At 67.5% G+C, this 22200-nt stretch carries 13 protein-coding genes; 8 read left to right on the top strand and 5 right to left on the bottom strand.

Translation table 11 applies throughout. The annotated features are described in order from the left end of the window. The first annotated feature begins 83 nt into the window (after positions 1 to 83). Positions 84 to 1211, top strand: a complete 1128-nt coding sequence (locus tag IFSED24_RS02085; protein ID WP_491333573.1) for a cysteine desulfurase family protein — start codon at positions 84 to 86, stop codon at positions 1209 to 1211. Here the strand turns inward: IFSED24_RS02085 and IFSED24_RS02080 are convergent. Continuing rightward, complete coding sequence (locus IFSED24_RS02080; RefSeq protein WP_491333572.1) at positions 1208 to 1897, bottom strand: hypothetical protein; 690 nt, start codon at positions 1895 to 1897, stop codon at positions 1208 to 1210. The two genes, IFSED24_RS02085 and IFSED24_RS02080, sit on opposite strands and share 4 nt — an antisense overlap. A 180-nt stretch (positions 1898 to 2077) precedes the next feature. Continuing rightward, a complete protein-coding gene (locus IFSED24_RS02075; protein ID WP_491333571.1) occupies positions 2078 to 5371 on the bottom strand; it encodes a hybrid sensor histidine kinase/response regulator in 3294 nt (1097 codons plus the stop codon). A 197-nt stretch (positions 5372 to 5568) separates the two neighbouring features. Between IFSED24_RS02075 and IFSED24_RS02070 the strand changes: the two genes are divergently transcribed. The 4 genes from IFSED24_RS02070 to IFSED24_RS02055 all read left to right on the top strand — a co-directional run bounded on the left by IFSED24_RS02070 (position 5569) and on the right by IFSED24_RS02055 (position 14311). Beyond that, a complete protein-coding gene (locus IFSED24_RS02070) occupies positions 5569 to 6216 on the top strand; it encodes a TetR/AcrR family transcriptional regulator (RefSeq protein ID WP_491333570.1) in 648 nt (215 codons plus the stop codon). A gap of 2 nt (positions 6217 to 6218) precedes the next feature. Continuing rightward, positions 6219 to 7301, top strand: coding sequence for an efflux RND transporter periplasmic adaptor subunit (locus IFSED24_RS02065; RefSeq protein WP_491333569.1), 1083 nt, complete (start codon positions 6219 to 6221; stop codon positions 7299 to 7301). 5 nt (positions 7302 to 7306) lie between these two features. After that, complete coding sequence (locus tag IFSED24_RS02060; protein ID WP_491335085.1) at positions 7307 to 11710, top strand: efflux RND transporter permease subunit; 4404 nt, start codon at positions 7307 to 7309, stop codon at positions 11708 to 11710. A 162-nt stretch (positions 11711 to 11872) separates the two neighbouring features. Then, positions 11873 to 14311 carry a M20/M25/M40 family metallo-hydrolase gene (locus tag IFSED24_RS02055; protein ID WP_491333568.1) on the top strand — a complete coding sequence of 813 codons (2439 nt, stop codon included), beginning with the start codon at positions 11873 to 11875 and terminating at the stop codon, positions 14309 to 14311. 180 nt (positions 14312 to 14491) lie between these two features. Here IFSED24_RS02055 and IFSED24_RS02050 read toward each other — a convergent pair whose 3' ends face one another. Both IFSED24_RS02050 and IFSED24_RS02045 read right to left on the bottom strand, forming a co-directional pair. Next, positions 14492 to 14914, bottom strand: coding sequence for a transposase (locus IFSED24_RS02050; protein ID WP_491333567.1), 423 nt, complete (start codon positions 14912 to 14914; stop codon positions 14492 to 14494). A gap of 224 nt (positions 14915 to 15138) precedes the next feature. Next, positions 15139 to 16206, bottom strand: coding sequence for a FlgD immunoglobulin-like domain containing protein (locus IFSED24_RS02045; protein ID WP_491333566.1), 1068 nt, complete (start codon positions 16204 to 16206; stop codon positions 15139 to 15141). 200 nt (positions 16207 to 16406) lie between these two features. Between IFSED24_RS02045 and IFSED24_RS02040 the strand changes: the two genes are divergently transcribed. The 3 genes from IFSED24_RS02040 to IFSED24_RS02030 are packed head-to-tail and all read left to right on the top strand — an operon-like array spanning position 16407 to position 18410. Beyond that, complete coding sequence (locus IFSED24_RS02040; RefSeq protein WP_491333565.1) at positions 16407 to 16976, top strand: RNA polymerase sigma factor; 570 nt, start codon at positions 16407 to 16409, stop codon at positions 16974 to 16976. Next, positions 16973 to 17494 (top strand): hypothetical protein, encoded by a 522-nt coding sequence (locus IFSED24_RS02035; RefSeq protein ID WP_491333564.1) that lies wholly within the window; start codon positions 16973 to 16975, stop codon positions 17492 to 17494. The genes IFSED24_RS02040 and IFSED24_RS02035 overlap by 4 nt, the downstream gene beginning before the upstream one ends. Before the next feature lie 16 nt (positions 17495 to 17510). Beyond that, complete coding sequence (locus IFSED24_RS02030; protein ID WP_491333563.1) at positions 17511 to 18410, top strand: DUF4097 family beta strand repeat-containing protein; 900 nt, start codon at positions 17511 to 17513, stop codon at positions 18408 to 18410. 65 nt (positions 18411 to 18475) lie between these two features. On the opposite strand, the gene IFSED24_RS02025 is transcribed toward IFSED24_RS02030, so the two are convergent. Then, entirely contained in the window at positions 18476 to 21886 is a 3411-nt protein-coding gene (locus IFSED24_RS02025) for a right-handed parallel beta-helix repeat-containing protein (RefSeq protein WP_491333562.1), read from the bottom strand. Between the last annotated feature and the right edge of the window lie 314 nt (positions 21887 to 22200).

Below are 22200 nucleotides of genomic sequence, written 5' to 3'. Positions count from 1 at the left end.
GTGAGCCATGCCGCGCGACTGATCCTGGCTTTCGGCCCGCGACTTGGTTACGATCCCTCCGGCACCATCACCGGAGGCTCGCCATGGATCCCGTCTATCTCGACTACAACGCCACCACGCCCCTGGATCCCCGGGTCGTCGACGCCATGCTGCCCTGGCTCCGCGACGGAGCCGGCAATCCCAGCAGCAGCCACACCTGGGGCCGCGAGGCGCGGGCCGCCGTGGACGAGGCGCGGGCCCAGGTCGCCGCCCTGCTCGGCTGCGACGACGACGAGATCATCTTCACCAGCGGCGGCAGCGAGGCCAACAACCACGCGCTCAAGGGCACGGCCTGGGCACGGCGCGCGCAGGGGCGCCACCTGGTGATCTCGGCGGTGGAGCATCCCGCGGTCACGGTTCCGGCCGCCTGGCTCGAGCGCGAGGGCTGGCGCGTCTCGGTCGTGACGGTGGACCAAGACGGCGTGGTGGAGCCGGCCGCCGTGGCCGGGGCGCTGACCGAGGAGACGGTCCTGGTCAGCGTGATGCACGCCAACAACGAGACCGGCGTCGTGCAGCCGCTGGCCGGCATCACCGCGGGCCTCCGCGACCACGCCGCCTGGTTTCATGCGGATTGTGCCCAGTCCGTGGGCAAGGTCCCCGTCGATGTCCGCGACCTCGGCCTGGATCTGGCCAGCCTGGCGGGCCACAAGCTCTATGCGCCCAAAGGCATCGGCGCCCTCTACGTACGGCGGGGATTGGAGCTCGAGAACCTGATTCACGGCGCGGGTCACGAGGCGGGCCGACGCGCCGGCACCGAGGCCGTGGCCCAGATCGTGGCGCTCGGCACGGCCTGCCAGCTCGCGGGCGAGGATCTGAACAGCGAGATGCCGCGCCTGGTCGCGCTCCGCGACACACTGGCCGCTCGACTCCGCGAACTGCGACCCGAGGCGGTGATCCACGGCGAGCTGGTACCGCGCCTGCCCAACACGCTGAGCATCGCGCTGCCCGGAGTGTCCGCACCCGATCTCCTGGGACGGGTCGGGCAACGGCTGGCCGCCTCGGCCGGCGCCGCCTGCCATGGCTCGGGCGGCGAGGTCTCCGGTGTTCTGGCGGCCATGGGTGTGGCTGACGAGACGGCGCGCGGAACCATCCGCCTGACGGTGGGGCGTTTCACCACCGAGAGCGAGATCGCCCGGGCCGCCGAGATCCTCGCCACGGCCCTGACCGGCTAGAAGGCCAGTCCGGCGCGCACCGAGAGGTAGCTCCAGTCGTAAGTGGCGTCGCTCAGACCGTCGGCCTGGGCCAGCGCGCGCTTCTCGGCCTCGCAATACGTGTAGACCACGCTCAGCTCCACCGGCCCCATGGCCAGCCCGCCCCCAGCACCAAAGGCCAGATCGTTGGTGCTGTTCTGATATGTGCCCAGATCCTGGGCCCAGTCCTCGTAGCGGTTGGTGCAGAGCGCCACCCCGAGCGTGAGGTACGGCCGGACCACCGTCCGCCGCGGGGTCAGGAACTGCTGGATGTCCAGGCCCCAGCGGTAGGTCGAGGTCTTGATGTGGTAGGGCACGCCATCCTGGCTCAGGCCATCCCACTGGCCGAAGCGCGCATAGTGGAAGGCCGGCCCCACCGCGGTGGTCGGTCCGAGATAGTAGCGCAGGCGAGCGCCGAGTTCGTAGCCGGTGGCCGCGCCCAGGCCCTTCTCCGTCCCGATGTAATCGTCACCGAGGTCGCCGAACGGCAGGACCGCACCACCCTCGAACACGAGCTGGAAGGGTGAGGGACGGGTCGCGACCGGGGTGGGCCGCGGTTGATGCACGATGACCGTTCCGCGCCGGGGCTGGGCCTGGACCTCGGTCACGAGGATGGAGCCGAACGCCAGGGCCGTCAGCAGCAGGGTCATGATGAGTGGCTTGCGCATGGCCGGCCTCCTTTCATCCCGTGAGGGACAGCTCCTCCAAAGCATGACCGGTGCCAGGCTGCGGCTAGACCACTAATTGCATATTTCACATTGTCTTGAGGCGATCAACTCGAGAGAAGTCAAGCGCTCGACCTGTCTCCGGACGGAGACAGGTATGGCCCGGTAGGAACACCGGCGGCATCAACCCGTCGCCTCGCGATCCAGCATGGTCCGGACCCGCTGGAGCAGCTCGGCCGCCCGATATGGCTTGCCCAGCAAGCTGCCCCCCACCTGCAGCATGTATTCCGACTCGAGGATGTCGGCGCTGTAGCTGCTGCAGAAGAGCACGGGCACCCCGGGCCGTAGTTCGCTGATGTTGTCGTAGAGCAGCCGGCCGTCCATCCGGGGCATCACCACGTCGAGCACCAGCAGCTGGATCTCGGCGGCGTGCGCCATGAAGACCTCGAGCGCGTCCTCGCCGTCACGCGCCTCGAGCACCTTGTAGCCCGCCTTCTCCAGGATCTGGCGCGTGAGGCTGCGGACCATGTCGTCGTCCTCCACCAGCAGGAGCAGCTCCCCGTGGCCGCCGGTGTCGGCAACCACCTGCGCCGCTTCCGGCCCCACCAGTTCATCGGTACTGGGCACCGGCAGGAAGACGTGGAACGAGGTGCCCACGTCGAGTTCGCTCTCGAAGTCGATGTAGCCCTGGTGCTGCTTGCAGATGTTGTAGGTGGTGGCTAGCCCCAGCCCCGTACCCTGGCCGAATCCCTTGGTGGTGTAGAACGGCTCATACACGTGGTCCCGGGCGTCTGGGGGAATGCCGCAGCCATTGTCCCGGACCGTGACCTGGAGGTAGCGCCCCGCCTTGGCCCAGGGTCGCGTGGCAGTGAACTCGCGCCCCAGCTGGCAGCTGGCGGTCTCGATCTCGATCCGACCCTCTCCCGGCAACGAATCGCGGGCGTTCAGCACCAAGTTCAAGAGCGCCTGCTCGATCTGCTGGGGATCGACGTAGATCCGCGGCAGATCCGGTTCCTGGCGCACCACCAGTTCCACCTGCTCGGGCAGGAATCCACGGCTCATGCCGACGATCTGGTCGGTGAGCCGATTCAGGTCGAGCATCTCGGGCTGGAGCGAGTCGTACCGGCTGTAGGACAGCAGCCGCTGCACCAGTTCCCGGGCGCGCCCCACGGCGGTCAGGACCATGGCGATCTGGTCCTGCTCGGTGAAATCACTCGGCACGGCCTGCTGGATGGTCTCGGTGTAGCCCTGCACCACCTGGAGCAGGTTGTTGAAGTCGTGGGCCACCGCCCCGGCGAGGCGGCCCACCGCTTCCATCTTGCGCGACTGCTGCAGGCGAGCCTGCAGTTGCTTCTGGCGCGTGACGTTCTCCACCAGGCTGAACACGCGTACGACCCGGCCCTCGGTATCGCGGATCGGCACCTTGACCACGTGCAGGTCGAGGTGGCGGTCGGCCAGCTGCAGGCTCAGCTCGCCCAGGTCCTGGGGCAGGCCACGCCCTGCGGCCAGGCGGTCCTGCCGGCGCAATTCCTCGGCCACGGGCGCGGGAAAGATGTCGCGGTCGCAGCGCCCGAGGACTTCCGCCTTGGTCAGGCCCAGCTCCTCCTCCATGTACCTGTTCCAGACCACGTAGTTCAGGTCCTGGTCGAGATCCTTGGCCAGGATGCCCAGCGGCATGGTCTCGATGAGCGAGACCAGCAGCTCCTGCTGCATGGCGATCTCCTGGCCGGCCCGCTGCAGGCTGGTCAGGTCCTTGATCACCGTCAGGGTGCTCGGGCCGGTGATGTCGGTCAGGGGCAGGCTGGTCACCGCGGCAGGGAAGAGCCGGCCGTCGCGGTGCCGGAGCGAGGTCTCCCGGCCGGCCTCGGGTTTGGCGCCCTCGCTGGCGGCGAACACATCCCGGCTGCCAGGCGGCAAGAGGGAGGAGAGTTCGCAGCCGACGAGATCGTCGAGCTCGGCCCCGAAGAGCCGCGCGCTGGCGGGATTGGCGAAAATGACCTGCCTGCCGTCGTGGATCAGGATGCCGTCGGGCAGGAACTCGACCAGGCGCCGGTAGCGTTCCTCGCTGCGGCGCAGCTCGCTCTCGGCGCGCAGGCGCTCGGTGACCTCCTCGATGATGGCGAAGATCTCGGTCTTGCCGCTCTCGGGATTGAGGGTCAGGCCGCAGGAGACGTGGACCTTCATGTCGCGACCGTCGTGGCGGCGCAGGTCGAGGACCCGCGAGAGACGCCCGCGGAGATCGGCCCGCAGGTCGACGATGAAGCGATCGCGATCGGTCGGTCGCTGGAAGAAGGTGCGCACGCCGTCGTGCTGTCGGGCATGGGCGAGCATGTCCTTCACGGAGGAGAAACCGTAGAGCTCGGCCGCCGCCGGATTGGCGAAGAGGATGGTCCCGGAAAGATCGGTGACGGTGATGCCGACGTGGGCGGCCTCGTAGAGCGTCTGGTACCTGGCGGCGGTGAAGCGCACCGCTTCCTCGGCCCGGCGGCGACTGGTGATGTCGGCCGCCACGCCCACGGCGACCGGCTTGCCCTCGGTCCCCGCCTCGACGTGGACCGTGCGCGCGTGGAGCCAGCGCACCTGCCCATCGGTGCGGCAGATCCGGAACTCCTCGTCCAGGGGCTCGTGGTGGTTGACGGCCTGGTCGATGGCCAGGCGCATGCGGTCCCGGTCCTCGGCATGGATCCAGGGCAGCCAGGCCTTCAGCCCGAGCCCCTCGAGCGTGTGGTGGGGCACACCGAAGATCCGCTCGAACGCCGGATTGATGTAGGTGATGTCCTGCCCCTCGCGCAGGTAAAGGATCTCCTGCATGGATTCGGTGATCAGCCGCAGGCGGCGCTCGTTCTCGGCGAGGGCGGCCTCCGTGCGGCGTCGCTCGCTGACATCGCGCGAGATGATCACCAGTTCCGGCTCGCCGCCACGCACCGGCGCGACCCGCCTGCCCACCGATTCGAGCCAGATCACGCGCCCGTCGGCGTGGTGCAGGCGGGCGGTCACGGGCAACGGCTGTTCGCTCGTGCCCAACCGTTGCAGCGTCTCGGCCAGATCGGCGCGGTTCAGAACCTGCCAGCCCTCCAGGTCGCGCCGTCCCGGCAGCGTGTCGGGATCGACCCCGAAGATCTCCTGGAATCCCGAGCTGGCGTAAAGGAACGAGCCGTCGAGACGGTGGCGCGAAAAGAGGTCCCCGGCGCTCTCGAGCTGGCTGAGCAGGCCGGATTCGCGACGTCCCACCCGGCGCAGATAAGCCACCGCGAGCCAGGCGACCACCAGCATGGCCGACAGGAACGTGAGACGCCCCAGCAACGTATGGCTCGGGATCTCGGTCAGGAGGGTTCCGGTCAGCGAGGGCCCGGCGGCGCCCGGCAGCAGGACCTCGCCCGCGTGGAAGCTCGAATAGAGATAGACCGAATCGAGGACCCAGTAGAGGACGCCGAGGATCAGGACCAGGATCAGGGCACGTCGGGAAAGGGTATCCATGGGGCCTCCGCCGGGACTGTCATCGCTGCTCCCGCCAGAGATAGGCCTCTTTCATTGAAGCGGCAACGTCGATTCTCTGGGCTCACCCCCTGATTTCCTGGAATTCCGGGAACTCGTCTTGACAACGGGATGTTCGAATGCAGATTTATAAAATGAACCATAATTCATTTCGCATCCGTGAACCGAGGAGTCCGCTCATGAGTCACACCTTCAACAAGACCTTGGCCCGCAAGGAACGACGCCGGGCCCGGGACCGCGAAGAGGTCCTGAACGCGGCCGCGCGCCTGTTCGCGGCGAACGGATTCAACGAGACCGGCATGGTGGAGATTGCCGAGGCCTCGGACTGCTCGGTCGGCAAGCTCTACACCCTGTTCGCCAACAAGGAAGACCTGTTCGTCTCGCTGGTGAGCGACCGCATGCGGCAGATCAACGAGGCCAGCGCCACGGCGGTCCAGCCCGGTTCCACCCCGCTGGATCAGCTGCGCGAGCGTCTGGTCGCCGCTCTCGACTTCTTCGTCAGCGACCCCCACTTCTCGCAGATCTTCCTGAACGAGTACCCCACCGTGGCCGACGGAGTGCTCCAGCAGGAGAGCCTCCGGCACCTGAACCAGATCAAGGAATACCTCGGCCGGGCCATGGCGACGGGTCAGATCCAGCCGGAGGACCCGGAACCCATCGCCGCCATGATCTCCGCCACCCTCTCCGGCCTGATCGACCTCGCCGAGGCGCGGGGCGAGGCCGTGACCACGGGCTGGATCATGGATTACATCGAACGATTCTTCCTGACGCCGCTCGAAACCAGGGTCTCGCAACGCCAGAACTCAGCAACACCGGGAGATGCCTGACCATGCGATTCTTCACCAGGGGCCGTTTCGCCCTCTTGGCCATGATCCTGATCCTGTTCGTGGTCATCGGCTGGCGACTGCGCGTCCAGGCCAACCAGACCGTCCCCGAGAGCATCGAGAGCGTGCAGGCCGAGCGCGGCCTGCCCGTGGAGACCGTGGTCGCCGCGCCGGGCGAGCTGTCGCTCTGGCGGATCCTGGCCGGTACGGTCGAGGGCCTGCGGCAGTCGCCCATCGTCTCCACCAACACCCTGGAGATCGTGGCGGTGCCGCATACCGAGGGCGACCGGGTCGAGGCCGGCGACACCATCGTCCTGCTCGCCGAGACCGCCCCCAACCCGATGCTGCACAGTCTGGCCCGCTCGCGGGCGCTCTACGAGGACGCGCAGCGCGATGTCGAGCGCCTGCGCAACCTCTACGCGGAGGGGGCGGTCTCACGACAGGAACTGGACAAGGCCGAGACGCAGCTCCAGGTGGCCCTGGCCGACCTGCGCAGCGCCCGCGACGGGGTGGAGTTGAAGGCGCCGCACGCGGGGATCGTCACCAGCATCGTGGTGGAGACCGGGGATATGGCCAACGCCGGGAAGCCCCTGGCCTGGGTGGCCCAGACCGATTCGGTGCGCATCTGCTTCGAGGCGGGTAGCCGCCAAGCACTCAGCCTGGAACGGAATCAGCTCTGTCGCTGGGAAGATCCCGACACCGGCAAGCAGCACGAGGGCCGGATCACCCAGCTCGATCTGGCCGCCGATCCCAAGACACACCTGCTGAGCGGGGAAACCACCTTCGCCAACCCCGATGGTCGGTTGCTGCCTGGCCTCCTGATCTCCATGGCCGTGCGCATCGGTCGGACCACCGACCTGCCGATCCTCCCCGCCAACTGCCTGGTCTCACGCGACCAGGGACCGCATCTCTTCGTGGTGGCGGCCGACACCGCACAGCTCGTTCCGGCGAGCGTGGCGCTGCGCAGCGGCGATCTCGTGGCCGTCGACGGTCTGGCCCCCGGCACCCAGGTCGTCCACCACGGACAGGGCCGACTCGTCGGTGGTGAACGGGTGTGGGTCGTGGCGGCCGGGGAGGTGCAGCCGTGAACCTCATGCGTACCCTGGTCCAGCGACCCGTCCTGACCACCATGTTCACGGTGGTGCTGGTGGTGCTCGGACTCTTCAGCTACCTGCGCCTGACCACCGAGCTCTTCCCGAACATCGAGGTGCCGGTGATCACCGTCACCACGATCTATCCCGGCGCCTCGCCGTCCGAGGTCGAGTCCCAGGTGACCAAGCGCATCGAGGACGAGGTGGCGGCCCTGGCCAACGTGAAGAAGCTCGAGTCCACGTCCATGGACGGCGTCTCGTCGGTGGTGGTGGAGTTCGAACTGGAGACGAGCCAGGACCAGGACGCCATCGACGTCAAGGACAAGGTCGACGCCATCCGCGGCGAGCTGCCCGATGACGCCGAGGATCCCGTGATCCAGAAGTTCGACCTGGCCGCCAGCCCCGTGCTGCAGATCGCCATGTACGGCGACTTGCCCCTGGCCGAGATCTACCGCTATGCCGACGAGGTCCTCTCCGATCGTCTGAGCCGGGTCGAGGGCGTCTCCGAGGTGGAGATCATCGGCAGCCGCGAGCGCGAGATCCGGGTGGTGGTCCAGCCCGAGCTGCTCCGGCCCTACGGCCTGAGCCTGCTCGACGTGCTCGGCGTGGTCGCGGCCAGCAACCTCAACGTGCCGGTGGGCCAGATCACGCGGGGAGCGCTGGAGTCGTCGATCCGGATGCTGGGCGAGGTCCAGGATCCGCACGAACTGGCCGATCTCCGCCTGCCGCTCGCCAACGGAGGCGAGATCCCGCTCTCGGAGGTGGCCCAGATCCTGGACACCACCGAGGAACTGCGCGAGGGCTCGGAATACCAGGGACAGCCGGCCATCACCATGGCGATCAAGAAGCGCTCGGACGGCAACACCCTGCACGTGTACGACGGCGCCATGGCGATCATCGAGGAGGTCCGCCCCGACCTGCCCGAGGGCATGCGGCTCGAGGTGGTCAAGGAGGACGCCTCGTTCGTGGCGAGTTCGGTGGGTGACGTGCTGGTGAACATCGCGCTGGGCATCGTGCTGACCGGCATCCTCCTCTACCTCTTCCTGCACAACCTACGCCTGACCTTCATCGCCGCGGTGGCCATGCCGGTCTCGGTGGTCGCCACCTTCCTGCCGATCCAGGCCAGCGGTTTCAGCCTCAACGTCATGACCATGATGGCGCTCGGCATCTGCATCGGCACCCTGGTGACCAACGCCATCGTGGTGCTCCAGAACATCGACCGCCTGGCCAAGCAGGGTCACAGTCCCGAGGACGCCGCGGTGCTGGGCACCGCCCAGGTGGCCATCGCGGTGGTGGCCTCCACCCTGACCAACGTGGTGGTCTTCACGCCCATCGCGTTCATGAGCGGCATCGTGGGCCGGTTCTTCATGCAGTTCGGCCTGACCGTGGTCTATGCCACAGTGTTCTCGCTGGTCGTGAGCTTCACCCTCGTGCCCATGCTCGCCGCACGCATGGTCGGCAGGTCCACGGAGTCGCGAAACCCGGTGATCGGATTCGTCTTCGGCGCCTGGGACCGCCTCTACGCGACCATCGAGCGCGGCTATCGCGACGCCCTGGCGACCGCACTGCAGCGCCGGGCCCTGACCCTCGGCCTGACCGCCCTGGCCTTCTGCGGCGCCCTGGTGCTGCTGGGACGTCTCGGCGGCAGCTTCACCCCCACGGCCGACCAGGCCGCGTTCACCGTGCGCGTCGAGCTGCCGCCCGGCGCCAGCCTGGACCGCAGCCTCGCCGTCGGCCGGGACATCGCCCGCATCCTGGGCGATCAGCCCGAGGTCACCGGCGTGCTCATCAAGGCCGGTGGCGAGAACCGAGGCGTGGAGGACGTGGACATCCTGGCCACGCTGGTCGACAAGACCGAGCGCGAGACCGGACTGACCGACATCATGAATCGCATCCGACCGTTGCTGGCGGGCATCGCCGACGCCAAGATCATGGTGGCCATCGAGGATGCCGCCGGCCAGACCGAGTCCGATCTCCTCATCAACCTCATGGCCGACGACCCCGCGGTCCTGGCCGCCGCCAACGCACGCTTGCTCGAGATCATGACTGCGGTTCCCGGACTCGTGGAGATCCAGAGCAGCTTCGAGGCGGGCAAGCCCGAGCTGCAGATCGTGCCCCAGCGAGTGAGAATGGCCAGCACCGGCCTGACCGCGGCCCAGCTCGGGCGGACGCTGCGCGTGGCCTATGCCGGCGACGAGGCCGGTGTCTATCGTGATCATGGCGAGGAGTACGACGTGGTCGTCCAGCTCCCGGCGACGGTCCGCGCTAATCCGAGCGAGCTGGCCGACCTGCCGCTGATCACGCCAGCCGGCTACACGGTGTCTGTGGACGAAGTGGCGCGTGTCGTCGAGGCCCGCGGCGACGCCGAGATCCTGCATCGCGGCAAGGTGCGCATGGCGGAGATGGGCGCCAACATCTCCGCGGGATCGCTTTCCGGGGCCCGGCGGGCCATCGACCAGGCGCTGGCCGAACAGGGTCTGCCGGCCGGGGTGACCATGCTCTGGGCCGGCGACGCGGAACATCAGGACGAGAGCTTCGCGGCCATCCTCGAAGCGCTGATCCTGGCCATCGTGCTGCTCTACATCGTGCTCGCCGCCATCCTCGAGAGCTTCATCCATCCGCTGACGGTGATGATCACCCTGCCGCTGGGGCTGATCGGCATGGCCCTGACCCTCTTCCTCGTCGGACAGGACCTGAACATCATGTCGCTCATGGCCTTCGTCATGCTCCTGGGCATCGTGGTGAACAACGCGATCCTGCTGCTCGACCGCACGGCCCAGCTGCGCACCGAGGGCCAGGACATCCGCGCAGCGCTGCTGGCTGCCTGTCCCGAGCGGCTGCAGCCCATCCTCATGGCCAACCTGGCCATCGCCGTGGGCATGGTGCCGCAGATCGTCCTCGGCAGCGCCGGCAGCGAGTACCGCCTGCCCATGGCCTGGGTCCAGCTTGGCGGCGTGCTGGTCTCCATGGTGTTGACGCTGTTCGTGGTGCCGGTGGTCTACCTGCTGCTGGACAGGTTCACCTTCGCCGCGCGCCGTCCGGCCCGGCTGGCGCCGGCGGCCACGGCGCTCTGCCTGGCCCTGCTGCTGCCCCAGGCGACCACCGCGCGCGATCTCGCGCTGGCCGAGGCCGTGGACCTGGGCCTGGCCAACAGCGAGTTGCTGCAGCAAGCTCGCCAGCAGGTCCTCAAGGCGGCCGGAACCGTGGAGGAGGCCACCAGCGGCAAGCTGCCCCAGCTCACACTTTCGGGGCAGTACGGCCGCAACCTCAAGAAGCCCTCCATGTTCATCCCGCCCGACATGCAGGCCGGAGGCTTGCCGCCCGTCATCGAGATCGGCGAGGACAACGACCTGCAGGCCATGGCCAGCATGACGGTGAACCTATGGACGGCTGGACGGCTGTCGGCCGCGCGGGGAACGGCTCAGGCCCTGCTGGCGAGCACCGACTACCAGGAGCGTACCGCTGCCGACGGCATCCGCTACCAGGTGATCGCGGCCTACAACGAGGTCCTGCTGGCACACGCCGAGCTGGCCATCCAGGAAGCTGCCCGCGACATGGCCGCCGAGGCCGCCCGGGTCGCCAGCGCCGGACTGGCCGAGGGAACCGTCAGCCGGTTCGACAAGCTGCGCGCCGACGTCGAGGTGGCCAACCGGCGGCCCCAGCTCATCGCCGCCCAGAACGACCTGGACACCGCCCTGCTGCGGCTGCGTCGACTCTGTGGCCTGCCCGCCGACACCGCGCTGACCCTGACCGACGGCCTGCAGCGGGTATCGCCGCCGGCAGAGATCGGACCGCTGCTGGAGACCATGCACGGAGACAGTCCCGAATTGCTGGCCCTGCGCGCTCAGGTCCGCGCCGCCGAGCAGCAGCTGCGCTTCCAGAAGGCGGGCCGCGATCCCGTGGTGCAGGCCGGCCTCAATTATGCCTACCAGGGACAGTGGGCCGACCAATGGTGGCCCGACGGCGATCAGGACGCCACCAGCTCGGCCGCCACGCTGGCGTTCAGCTGGCCGGTGTTCGACGGATTCGCGACGCGCGGTCGCATCAGCCAGGCTCGCGCCGACCAGCGCACGGCCGCCCTCGAACTCGAACGTATCGAGCAAGACAAGACCCTCGCCGTCCGCACCGCGCGACTGACTCTGCTCAACTCGCTGGCCATCCTCGATGGGGCCGAGGAAGCCGTGGACCTGGCCGAAGAAGCCTATCGGCTCGCCGAAGTGCGCCTGCGCAACGGCCTGGCCACACCGCTGGAGCGGCTGGATGCGGAGCTGGCTCTGTCCACGAGCCGCGGCCAGCTGGCCCGCGCCCTCTATGCCTGCCGGATCGCCCAGGCGGTGCTGGAGCTGGCGGTCGGCGGTACGGTACCCGAGGCCCAGCTCGACGCACTGCTGGCCGACGAGGGCTGATCCCAGGCGGGACGGTCGCTGGAGCCGGCGGGAGCGGTCCCACCGGCTCCATTCATCACGAAATCGTGATCTTGCGTCCGTGGAACCCCTCTGCCGGGTGTGCTATGATTGGCGGTGATGTCCTTGCTGCCACCGTCGCTGGTCCTTTCCCGGGAGTCTTCCATGCGCCGCCTGTCCTCGCTGATCCTCGTCCTGGTCCTGGCCGCAACCATGAGCCAGGCCGCCGACCGTTCGCTGGTCTACATCCACACGGCCGGCGAGCAGGGCCCTGCCTTCACCGGTGCCGGACTCGAGCTCGCAGCCGAGATCCCCGGCGGCTTCCTCGCCTTCCTGGCTCCTGACGGCCTCGCGCGCCTGCAGGCCTGGGGAACCGAATATCAGGTCCTCGGCCCCGACGACCCGGACACCGACATCCTGGTCCAGTACGATGTCCTCGGTGGCGACCGCCATACCGAATTGCCCGGCGAGGCCGAGATCCTGCTGCGCACCGAAACCTTCACCATCGTGCGCCTGCCGCACGACGAGAACCGCATCCTCTCGTGCCTGCCCGACATCCAGCGGATCTTCCGCCGCCCGCTGCGCTTCGTGACCCGCCCCTGGGACGCACCGCCGGCCGCCGCCACCCGCGACGCCGACCCCGACATCCAGGCCATGGTCGACACCGTCGACGAGGCCTGGCTCCAAGAGAAGGTCCAGGCGCTGGAAGACTTCGGGACCCGCCACAGCCAGTACCCGGGCGGTGAACAGGCCAGCTACTGGATCCGCGACGAGTTCTTCTCGTACGGCTACTGGGACGTCACCCTGCAGGATTACAACAGCTGGAACGACAACGTGGTCTGCGTCAAGCCGGGCACGGCATACCCCGACCGGTACGTGGTCATCGGCGGCCACTACGATTCGACCAGCAACGACGGCTACCTCAACGCCCCCGGCGCCGACGACAACGCCACCGGCACCGTGGGTGTCCTCGCCGCGGCCCGCGCCCTGGCACCCTACGATTTCGAGTTCACCATCGTCTTCATCGCCTTCAGCGGCGAGGAGCAGGGCCTCTACGGCAGCGAGGCCTGGGCCGACCAGGCCGCGGATCAGGGCCTCGACGTGGTGGGCGCCATCGCCCTCGACATGCTCGGCTACCGCCAGGCCGGCGACACCGCCGACATCGACATCATCAGCAACGCCTCCAGCCAGCCGCTGCGCGACCTGGTCGACCAGGCCGTCTCGCTCTACGTCCCCGACCACCTCGCCGTCACCGGCTCGCTCCCCGGCGGCGCCAGCAGCGACCACGCCAGCTTCTGGAGCGCCGGCTACCGCGCGATCCTCTTCTTCGAGGACAGCGGCAGCTACTCGCCCTACATCCACTCGGCCCAGGACCTCATCGGCCCCAGCGTCAACGACTTCGCGTTCATGGACCGCAACGTGCGCACCGCCATCGCCACCCTGGCCCTGATGGCGCGACCGTTCCACATCGCCATCGAGCACACGCCACTCGCGCACACCGAAGCAACCGGGCCGTTCGTGGTGACCTGCCGGATCCTCTCGCAGGCCACGCTCGACCCCGCCGGCCTCCAGCTGCATTACCGCACCGACGGCGGCGCCTTCACCACGGTGGCCCTGGCTCCCGCGGAGGACGCCCACACCTACACGGCCGCCATCTCGGCCCAGGCCCCCGGCACGCTGGTCGAATACTACCTCTCCGCCGCCGATCAGGAGGATCACGTGATGTTCCATCCAGACGGGGCCCCGGCGGAGCTGCATTCCTTCCGCGCCGGCGTCGACCTGGTGCTGGTCGACGACGTGGAGACAAACCTGGGCTGGTCGCTTATGGCTCCCGGCGACGACGCCAGCACCGGCCGCTGGGAGCGGGCCGATCCGGTCGGCACCTCGTATCAGCCCGAGAACGACCATACCCCCGACCCCGGCCACATCTGCTTCGTCACCGGCAACGGCGCCCCTGGCGAACCGGCCGGCGCCCAGGATGTGGACGGCGGCCACACCACCCTCACGAGTCCGGTGTTCGACCTCGCCGGCGCGACCTGGGCCGAGATCAGCTACTGGCGCTACTACGTGTTGGAGACGACCTACGACGAGGTCTTCACGGTGGACATCAGCAACGACGGCGGCGCCTCGTGGACCAACCTGGAGACGGTCCCGGCCACCACCGCCTGGGTCCAGGCCACCTTCGAGCTCGACGGCGGCAGCCTGCCGCTCACCGACAGCATGCAGCTGCGCTTCATCGCCGAGGACACCGGTGGCGGCAGCCTGGTCGAGGCCCTGATCGACGACGTGCAGATCGCCGCGGTCGTCAACGGCACCACCGCGGCACCGGACACTCCGGCCATCGCCGCCAGCCTGCAGGGTCACCCCAACCCCTTCAATCCCATGACGACCCTGGGCTATGCGCTACCGCGCGCGGGCTTCGCCGAACTCCGCGTCTTCGATGCCCGGGGGCGTCAGGTGGCGCGGCCGCTGGCAGTGGCCCACCCCGCCGGCGCCGGCGAGGTGGTCTGGAACGCGGCGGGCCTGGCCAGCGGCGTCTACCTGGTCCAGCTGCGTCTGGATGGGGATCTGCTGCGGTCGACCAAGCTGATGCTGGTCCGCTGATATGGAACGGCTAGTCAAGCATTGATCTTTTCTCCCCTGGCCCCGGGCTCTGCTCGGGGCCCTTTTTTCGCGGGGAAGCGGCTTCAACGACGGTTGATCAGACTGGTATCCGCGGGTTTGTTACTGCATACCGCAATCGAGGATTACCCACTCCGCGTGCCACTTCCCCGGCTTCGTGATTCAGATGTCTTGCGCCTGGACCATCAACGCCGACCAGATGAGCCAGGCCGCTTCGATCAGCACCCGCCGCAATTCGTCCGACCCGGTCTTGGTGATCGACCCTCGTCGCCTGACGTTGCCACTGCTACGCTCGCTCGGCACCAGCCCGGCGTAGGCCATCAGACCGGTTGGACGAGCGAAGCGCCGGATATCTCCCAGCTCGGTCAGGATGATCATCGCCGTCAGGGTCTTGATGCCCCGGAAGCAGCACAGCGCCTCGACCTGAACACGAAACGGATCCCGGCGGGCATAGCGGTCGATCTGTGCCTCGAGCGAGTGCTTCTGCGCTTCGAGATACTCCACGTGATCCAGGCAATCGCTCGACCCGCGGCTGCTGGTCATCATCGAAGAGAATGGCCGCGGTGATAGAATCCTGGTGAACATCCATCCCCACCCACACGCAATCAGTGCTATGCTCGGACATGGCTGGGCTCCTTTGCGGAACGAGAGCGGTAACTCTCGTGTGGTCCTTGGTTTTGGTGACCGAAGTCACTTTATACCGTTGGGCCCAGCCGTTTCATTTTGTCTAGCTCGTGGACGAGGACACCCATGCGAACGGGCCCCGGACCGCAGTCCGGGGCCCTTTGTCTTGCCATGCTCTCAGGCGATCACTTCAGGAGCGTCAAGGAGCGCGATTCGACGCCGCGCTCGGTCTCCAGACGGCAGAGATAATGGCCGGACGGCAGGCTCCGGCCCGCGCGATCGCGTCCCTGCCAGGTCACCTCGTGCCAGCCGGCAGTGAAACGACCACTGGCCAGCTCGCTCACCAAGCGGCCACGACTGTCGTGGATCGTCAACCGCGCGGTCATGTCGCCGGGCAGCGAGAAGGCGATGGTCGTGCTGGGGTTGAACGGGTTGGGCCAGTTCGGCGCCAGGGCAGGGCGATCGGGCAGGACAGTCGGCGTCGACACCGTCGGCTGCTGCCAGCCGGCCACTCGCGCCATCATCCACCAGAAGGCGCGGCCCTTGCGGTAGCAGTTGAAACAACGCGAGTGAGCACAGCTGCTGCAGCCGGGACAGGGGTGATCGTCGCACCATTCCAGACACCAGTTGCAGCTGTCATCATCGTCCGGATACCAGGTCCCGTCGGGGTCGAAGCTCTCGATGTCGGCGAAATCGAAGAGGACCTTGTCGTTGGCCTGGCAATAGTCGCGGATCTGATCGTTGCGCTGGTAGAGGTTCCCCTCGGGGCCCGTGCCGTCGAGATGGCCGGTCATGTAGACGAAGACCACGCCGGGGTAATCGACTTCGAGCTGGTTCAAGGCGGCGAGGTAGATGTCAATGCCCTCTTCCGTGTTGTCGCTGCAGCCACCGCACCAGGACCACAGCACGACGTTGCAATCGGGATGTTCGTCGAGGTAGCTGCGCGTGGGCGCGACCCAGCTCGTGTCGCCGTTGTGACCGAGATCGTCGGAGATCTCGTGCATCGTCACATCGGCATAGAGGTCGCCATCCTCGTCCTCGAGGATCGCGATGCCGGAGGTGATCTGGCTCCCGTGCGAGGTATGGCCGTAGAAGAACCGGTACTGACCCCGGATGGTGTCGAAATAGCTGACCGGGATCGAATCGAACTGGTTGGCGGCATCGTGATCTGCAACGATGGGTTGAGCCTGGACCGCGACGGTGCCGGCCATGATCAGCAGCGCCAGGAAACCAAGGGGCAGTGGGCGAGACATGGTTCCTCCTCGAGGCTAGAGATCACGGCGGATTCCAGGTGATGGAAGAAAGAAGCATGCCGCCAATTATAGCACATTCTGCAATTCGATTTGCATCTTCACCGCTGCGCTCCCGTAAATATCCTGATTCGCCTTCAAACCAGAACGGTGGTCGAGACGTCCAAGAACAGACCCGAACAACGACCGTCCGAGGTGAACCGATGCCGTCCGCAGCTCTCAGCAAGCTCGAAGCTCCCTGCACCGACGCCGACCTGGTCCAGGCGGCCAGGAACGGTCAGCGCGCAGCCTTCGAGCCGCTCTACCGCCAGCATGTGGGCCGGGTCTACGCGCTCTGCCTGCGGCTGACGGCGGACGTGGATCTGGCCGAACAGCTGACCCAGGATGCCTTCGTGCAGGCCTGGCGCAAGCTGCCCGGTTTTCGCGGCGACAGTGCTTTCGGCACCTGGCTCCACCGATTGACGGTCAACGTGGTCCTGGACTGGCGGCGGGCCCGATCCCGCCGCTGGCGTCACGAAACCACCCTGGATCCCCTGGATCAGGGAGACCAGATCGCCGCTGCCAGGCCGGCGCCGCCGACACGGGTGGGTGAGCGTCTGGATCTGGAGCGGGCCCTGGCCGCGCTGCCCGAAGGGGCCCGGACGGTGTTCGTGCTGCACGAGGTGGAGGGCTACCTGGTCCGGGAGGTCGCCGACCTCCTCCAGGTAGCCGAGGGCACGGTGAAGGCCCAGCTTTTCCGGGCCCGCCAGCTGCTCAAGGAGGCTCTGGCATGACGATTCACGATCCACTGCGCGACGCCCTCGAGGGCCTGCCGCGCGAGATCCAGCCCCGCCGCGATCTCTGGCCTGACATCGAGGCGCGGCTGGCCGAAGAGACCAGCGATCGGCGTGATCCCGGGATCGTCGCCTGGCGGCGCCTGCTCCGGCAAAGGCACCTGCCGACCGTGAGCATGGTGGTGGCCGCCTCGCTGGCGGTCCTGCTGATCGCGGGGCCGGATCGCGTGCCTCTGCCGGCCTCCGAACCTGGCAACCTCGCCACCCTCGACGAGAGCTACGCCTCGGTCCGGTCCGACGTCCTGGAAGTCCTGGACGACCGCTGCAGCCAGCTGCCACAAGCCGCCTGTGACGGTCTGCGTTCGGGTCTCGACGATCTGGATCACTGCGCCACCGACCTTCGCCAGGCCCTGCGCGTCACACCGGCAGGTTCGGCGGAGGCCCGGCGGCTCACGATCCGTTATCACCGCACACTGGAGAAGGCACGCGGCCTCGCAGGTCACGCCGCCAGACTCTGAACCGGAGGTCCCGAACATGACACGGCACATGCGCATCGCGGGTCTGGCACTCCTGGCCCTGGCTCTCATCTGGGTGTTGCCCGCGCTGGCAGGCAGTCCCATCGACGAGACGCGCCAGGTCGACAAGGATGCCACCATAAGCATCGAGAACATCGCCGGCGAGGTGATCGTCAAGGGCTGGAACCGCAACGAGGTCCACATCACCGGCACGCTCGACGACAAGGCCGAGGAGCTGAAGATCACCGGCGACGGCAGCCGTCTGGACATCGAGGTCAAGTATCCCGACAGGGTCAAGAACATCGATGAGGGCACGCAACTGGAGGTCATGGTTCCCAGCGGCTGCGACCTCGAGGTCAGCGTGGTCTCGGCCGACATCCAGGTCGACGAGGTCCGCGGCAAGGTGGAGATCGAGTCGGTCAGTGGCGAGGTCATGCTCCGCGGCGAACCGGCCGACCTCGATGTGGAGACCGTCAGCGGCAACCTCGACATCGACGTCGAGACCGACACCGCCGACGTGGCCTGCGTCTCGGGCGACATCGAGATCAAGGGCGTGCGCAAGGAGCTCGAGTGCGCGGTGGTCAGCGGCAACATCACCGTCGATGCCGGCAAGCAGATGGAAGCGCTGGAATGCGAGACCGTCTCGGGCGACGTCACCGTGAGCGGCACCCTGCCCCGCAAGGCCGAATGGAGCCTGGCCGCCCATAGCGGCGACATCCTCCTCGAGCTGTCGGGCGAGGTCGACGCCGAGTTCAGCATCGAGACCTTCTCGGGCGAGATCCACGACGCGTTCGGCCACCAGGCCCATCGCACCAGCAAGTACGCCCCCGGCAGCGAGCTGGAATTCACCGAGGGCGACGGCAGTGCCTCGGTCGATATCGAGGCGTTCTCGGGCGACGTGAGGATCAAGCAGCGGTAGCCGCCGCAGACGTGGCGACGACGAAGGACCCCCGACCGCGTGGCCGGGGGTCCTCGTGTCTGCGATCATTTGACCAGCATCATGCGCTTGATCACGGTCCGTGTACCCGCATCGAGGCGGTACAGATAGACACCGGAGGAGAGCGATCCTCCGCGCTGATCGGTCCCGTGCCACGGGATGTCATGATAACCGGCCGGCAGGTCACCGTCGATCAGGGTGGCCACGAGCGCCCCCCTGAGGTCGTAGATGCGCAGCAGGACCCGGACGGGCCTGGTCAGGTCGAATCTGATCCGCGTGGCGGCATTGAAGGGGTTGGGCTGGTTCTGGTGGACCGCGAAACGCGTGGGCAGCTGCTCTCCGAGGCCGGGATCCGCCACGTCGGTGATGGCGCCGTCGTGGGTCGCGTTGAGATAGGGTACGTAACGGACCCGTCCCAGCCCCTCGTCATCCAGCTCGTCCCAGATCCCGTCCTCGATCTCCTGCCAGTCCATGGTTCCCCAGTAGACGCAGTAGGCGTTGATATCGGTCGGGCCGTTGCGCAGGTTCCGCCCGGGCTGGCCATCGCCGTTGTCATAGATGTCGTTCCATTCGGCGAGGCTCATGCCGAACGTGGGTGTGGCACCGTCGAGCCAGATCCCATGGGAAGAATTGTCCACGATGACGTCGTTGCGGAAGCTCACCTGACCGTTGGTGGCGTAGACTCCGTAGGTGTTGTCCTGCAGCGTGCAGGCGTCGAGCACCACCGATCCGGACGAGCGCAGATCGATGGCGTAGGTGGCCCGGTCGATCAGGCAGTGGGAGAGTTGACCGCTGCCCGCGGTGAGGAAGCGCAGGCCATACCAGTTGGACGTGGCGTCGCGGGTGAAGACGATCTCCGATCCCGGAGTGCCCACCGCGGTCAGCGTGCCGTAGACGTTGAGCCGGTCGCTGGCGCCGAAACGGATCTCCTGCCCCGCCGCGATGGTCAGGCCGCCGCCGGCCGAGATGCCCACCGTGCCGTTCACCACGTACTGCAGCCCCGGGAACACGCGCCAGGTGCCGGTGCGCGCGCTCGAGCCGCCGACCACCTGGATGTTGTTGTTCACGTTGCCCGTGGTGGGGATCACGCACCCGGCGGCGGGATACGAGCCGGCGGTGATCGACACCGGCCAGGTGTTGCCGGTGATGGTGTTGCCGCCGCCGAGGGTGAACTCGCCAACGTCGTCGAGGTAGATGGCGCCGTTGGCGCCCGAACTACCGGTGATCGTCAAGTTGTCCAGGCTCGGCGACTCGCAATCGGTCAGCGTCACCCCCGTCGTCGTGTTGTCCCGGATGGTGAGCGGCGAGGTCCAATCCAGCCCCGGCAGATTCACCAGGTTGAGACCCTGGTTGCTGTTCTCGAGCACCGAATCGCTATCGAGCAACGTGGGCGCCACGCCGTTGCCGTAGAACGCGCTGGTGGAATGGTTGGACAAGGTCACGCTCGTCAATTCCACGGTCCCGTCGAGGGCGTAGATGCCGTAAGCGCCGTCGTCGATCACGGTGCTGGTCACCGACAGCGTGGCGCTGGAACGCATGTCCAGGCCGTAGGTGGCGTGCTCGAGACGGCAGTGGGCGAGAGTGCCGCTGCCCGCGGTGAGGAAGCGCAGGCCGTACCAGTCGGACGTGGCGTCGCGGGTGAAGACGATCTCCGATCCCGGGGCGCCCATCGCGGTCAGCGTGCCGTAGACGTTGAGCCGGTCGCTGGCGCCGAAACGGATCTCCTGCCCCGCCGCGATGGTCAGGCCGCCGCCGGCCGAGATGCCCACGGCACCGTTCACCACGTACTGCAGCCCCGGGAACACCCGCCAGGTGCCGGTGCGCACGCTCGAGCCGGCGACCACCTGGATGTCGTCGTTGTCGTTCCCGGACGTGGGGATCACGCACCCGGCGGCGGGATACGAGCCGGCGGTGATCGACACCGGCCAGGTGTTGCCGGTGATGGTGTTGCCGCCGCCGAGGGTGAACTCGCCAACGTCGTCGAGGTAGATGGCGCCGTTGGCGCCCGAACTACCGGTGATCGTCAGGTTGTCCAGGCTCGGCGACTCGCAGTCACTCAGCGTCACCCCCGTCGTCGTGTTGTCCCGGATGGTGAGCGGCGAGGTCCAGATCAGACCCGGCAGGTTCACCAGGTTGAGCCCCTGGTTGCTGCTCTCGAGCACCGAGCCGCTATCGAGCAGCGTGGGCGCCACGCCGTTGCCGTAGAACGCGCTGGTGGAATGGTTGGACAGGGTCACGCTCGCGAGCTCGACCGTACCGTCGGTGGCGTAGATGCCGTAGGCGCCGTCGTCGACCACGGTGCTGGTCACCGACAGCGTGGCATTGGCGCGCATGTCCAGGCCGTAGGTGGCGTGCTCGAGACGGCAGTGGGCGAGGGTGCCGCCGCCCGCAGTGAGGAAGCGCAGGCCGTACCAGTCGGACGTGGCGTCGCGGGTGAAGACGATCTCCGATCCCGGGGCGCCCATCGCGGTCAGCGTGCCGTAGACGTTGAGCCGGTCGCTGGCGCCGAAACGGATCTCCTGCCCCGCCGCGATGGTCAGGCCGCCGCCGGCCGAGATGCCCACGGCACCGTTCACCACGTATTGCAGCCCCGGGAACACCCGCCAGGTGCCGGTGCGCACGCTCGAGCCGGCGACCACCTGGATGTCGTCGTTGTCGTTCCCGGACGTGGGGATCACGCACCCGACGGCGGGATACGAGCCGGCGGTGATCGACACCGGCCAGGTATTGCCGGTGATGGTGTTACCGCCGCCGAGGGTGAACTCGCCAACGTCGTCGAGGTAGATGGCGCCGTTGGCGCCCGAACTACCGGTGATCGTCAGGTTGTCCAGGCTCGGCGACTCGCAGTCACTCAGCGTCACCCCCGTCGTCGTGTTGTCCCGGATGGTGAGCGGCGAGGTCCAGGCCAGGCCCGTCAGGTTCACCAGGTTGAGCCCCTGGTTGCTGCTCTCGAGCACCGAGCCGCTATCGAGCAGCGTGGGCGCCACGCCGTTGCCGTAGAACGCGCTGGTGGAATGGTTGGACAGGGTCACGCTCGCGAGCTCGACCGTGCCGTCGGTGGCGTAGATGCCGTAGGCGCCGTCGTCGACCACGGTGCTGGTCACCGACAGCGTGGCATTGGCGCGCATGTCCAGTCCGTAGGTGGCGTGCTCGAGACGGCAGTGGGTCAGGGTACCGCCGCCCGCGGTGAGGAACCGCAGGCCGTACCAGTCGCTCGACGTGTTCCGGCTGAAGAGGATCCCGTTGCCAGAGGTGCCCAAGGCCTGCAACGATCCGTAGACATTGATGCGCTGGCTCGCGTTGAACAGGACCTCGGCGCCATCCTCGATGGTCAGGGTCACGCCGGCATTGACATTCACGGCGCCGACGACCGTATGGGGATTGTCGGCCGCGAACCAGGTCTCGTTGGAGGCGAGGGTGCCGGAGTGGTCGACCGCGTGGGCTGGCGGGATGCCCAAGCCCAGGACGACCAGGGCGAGGCAGGCAGCCGTTATTCGGCATCCGCATCGCGAATGCCCATCGGGGTACAGCATGGGGTCACCTCCTGGATTCAGGGGTAGGCAACGAAGGCGACCCTGGCGATGCTGTTCAGGACCTGACTGGAATCTGGTCCGCTGCGGTGTGGCGAACAAGCGGGGTCGACGATCGCGCACGTGATCTCATCGTTCATCTCGGCCTGTACAGCCATATCAACGATGCGCCCCCCGCGTTGACACACGCTGTCTACCAGATACACGAAAAAGGGGCCGCGTCTGAGACGCAACCCCTTCTC

This window comes from Candidatus Latescibacter sp. IFSED24, from assembly GCF_058273205.1.
Note: the sequence above shows the minus strand (reverse complement) of the source record. Positions and strands in the feature narration are given on the sequence as shown.

Excerpts from the sequence above, each read along its gene's own strand:
- IFSED24_RS02085 (WP_491333573.1), top strand. The coding sequence starts at position 84 with ATGGATCCCGTCTATCTCGACTACAACGCCACCACGCCCCTGGATCCC.
- IFSED24_RS02080 (WP_491333572.1), bottom strand. The coding sequence starts at position 1,897 with ATGCGCAAGCCACTCATCATGACCCTGCTGCTGACGGCCCTGGCGTTC.
- IFSED24_RS02075 (WP_491333571.1), bottom strand. The coding sequence starts at position 5,371 with ATGGATACCCTTTCCCGACGTGCCCTGATCCTGGTCCTGATCCTCGGC.
- IFSED24_RS02070 (WP_491333570.1), top strand. The coding sequence starts at position 5,569 with ATGAGTCACACCTTCAACAAGACCTTGGCCCGCAAGGAACGACGCCGG.
- IFSED24_RS02065 (WP_491333569.1), top strand. The coding sequence starts at position 6,219 with ATGCGATTCTTCACCAGGGGCCGTTTCGCCCTCTTGGCCATGATCCTG.
- IFSED24_RS02060 (WP_491335085.1), top strand. The coding sequence starts at position 7,307 with ATGCGTACCCTGGTCCAGCGACCCGTCCTGACCACCATGTTCACGGTG.
- IFSED24_RS02055 (WP_491333568.1), top strand. The coding sequence starts at position 11,873 with ATGCGCCGCCTGTCCTCGCTGATCCTCGTCCTGGTCCTGGCCGCAACC.
- IFSED24_RS02050 (WP_491333567.1), bottom strand. The coding sequence starts at position 14,914 with ATGTTCACCAGGATTCTATCACCGCGGCCATTCTCTTCGATGATGACC.
- IFSED24_RS02045 (WP_491333566.1), bottom strand. The coding sequence starts at position 16,206 with ATGTCTCGCCCACTGCCCCTTGGTTTCCTGGCGCTGCTGATCATGGCC.
- IFSED24_RS02040 (WP_491333565.1), top strand. The coding sequence starts at position 16,407 with ATGCCGTCCGCAGCTCTCAGCAAGCTCGAAGCTCCCTGCACCGACGCC.
- IFSED24_RS02035 (WP_491333564.1), top strand. The coding sequence starts at position 16,973 with ATGACGATTCACGATCCACTGCGCGACGCCCTCGAGGGCCTGCCGCGC.
- IFSED24_RS02030 (WP_491333563.1), top strand. The coding sequence starts at position 17,511 with ATGACACGGCACATGCGCATCGCGGGTCTGGCACTCCTGGCCCTGGCT.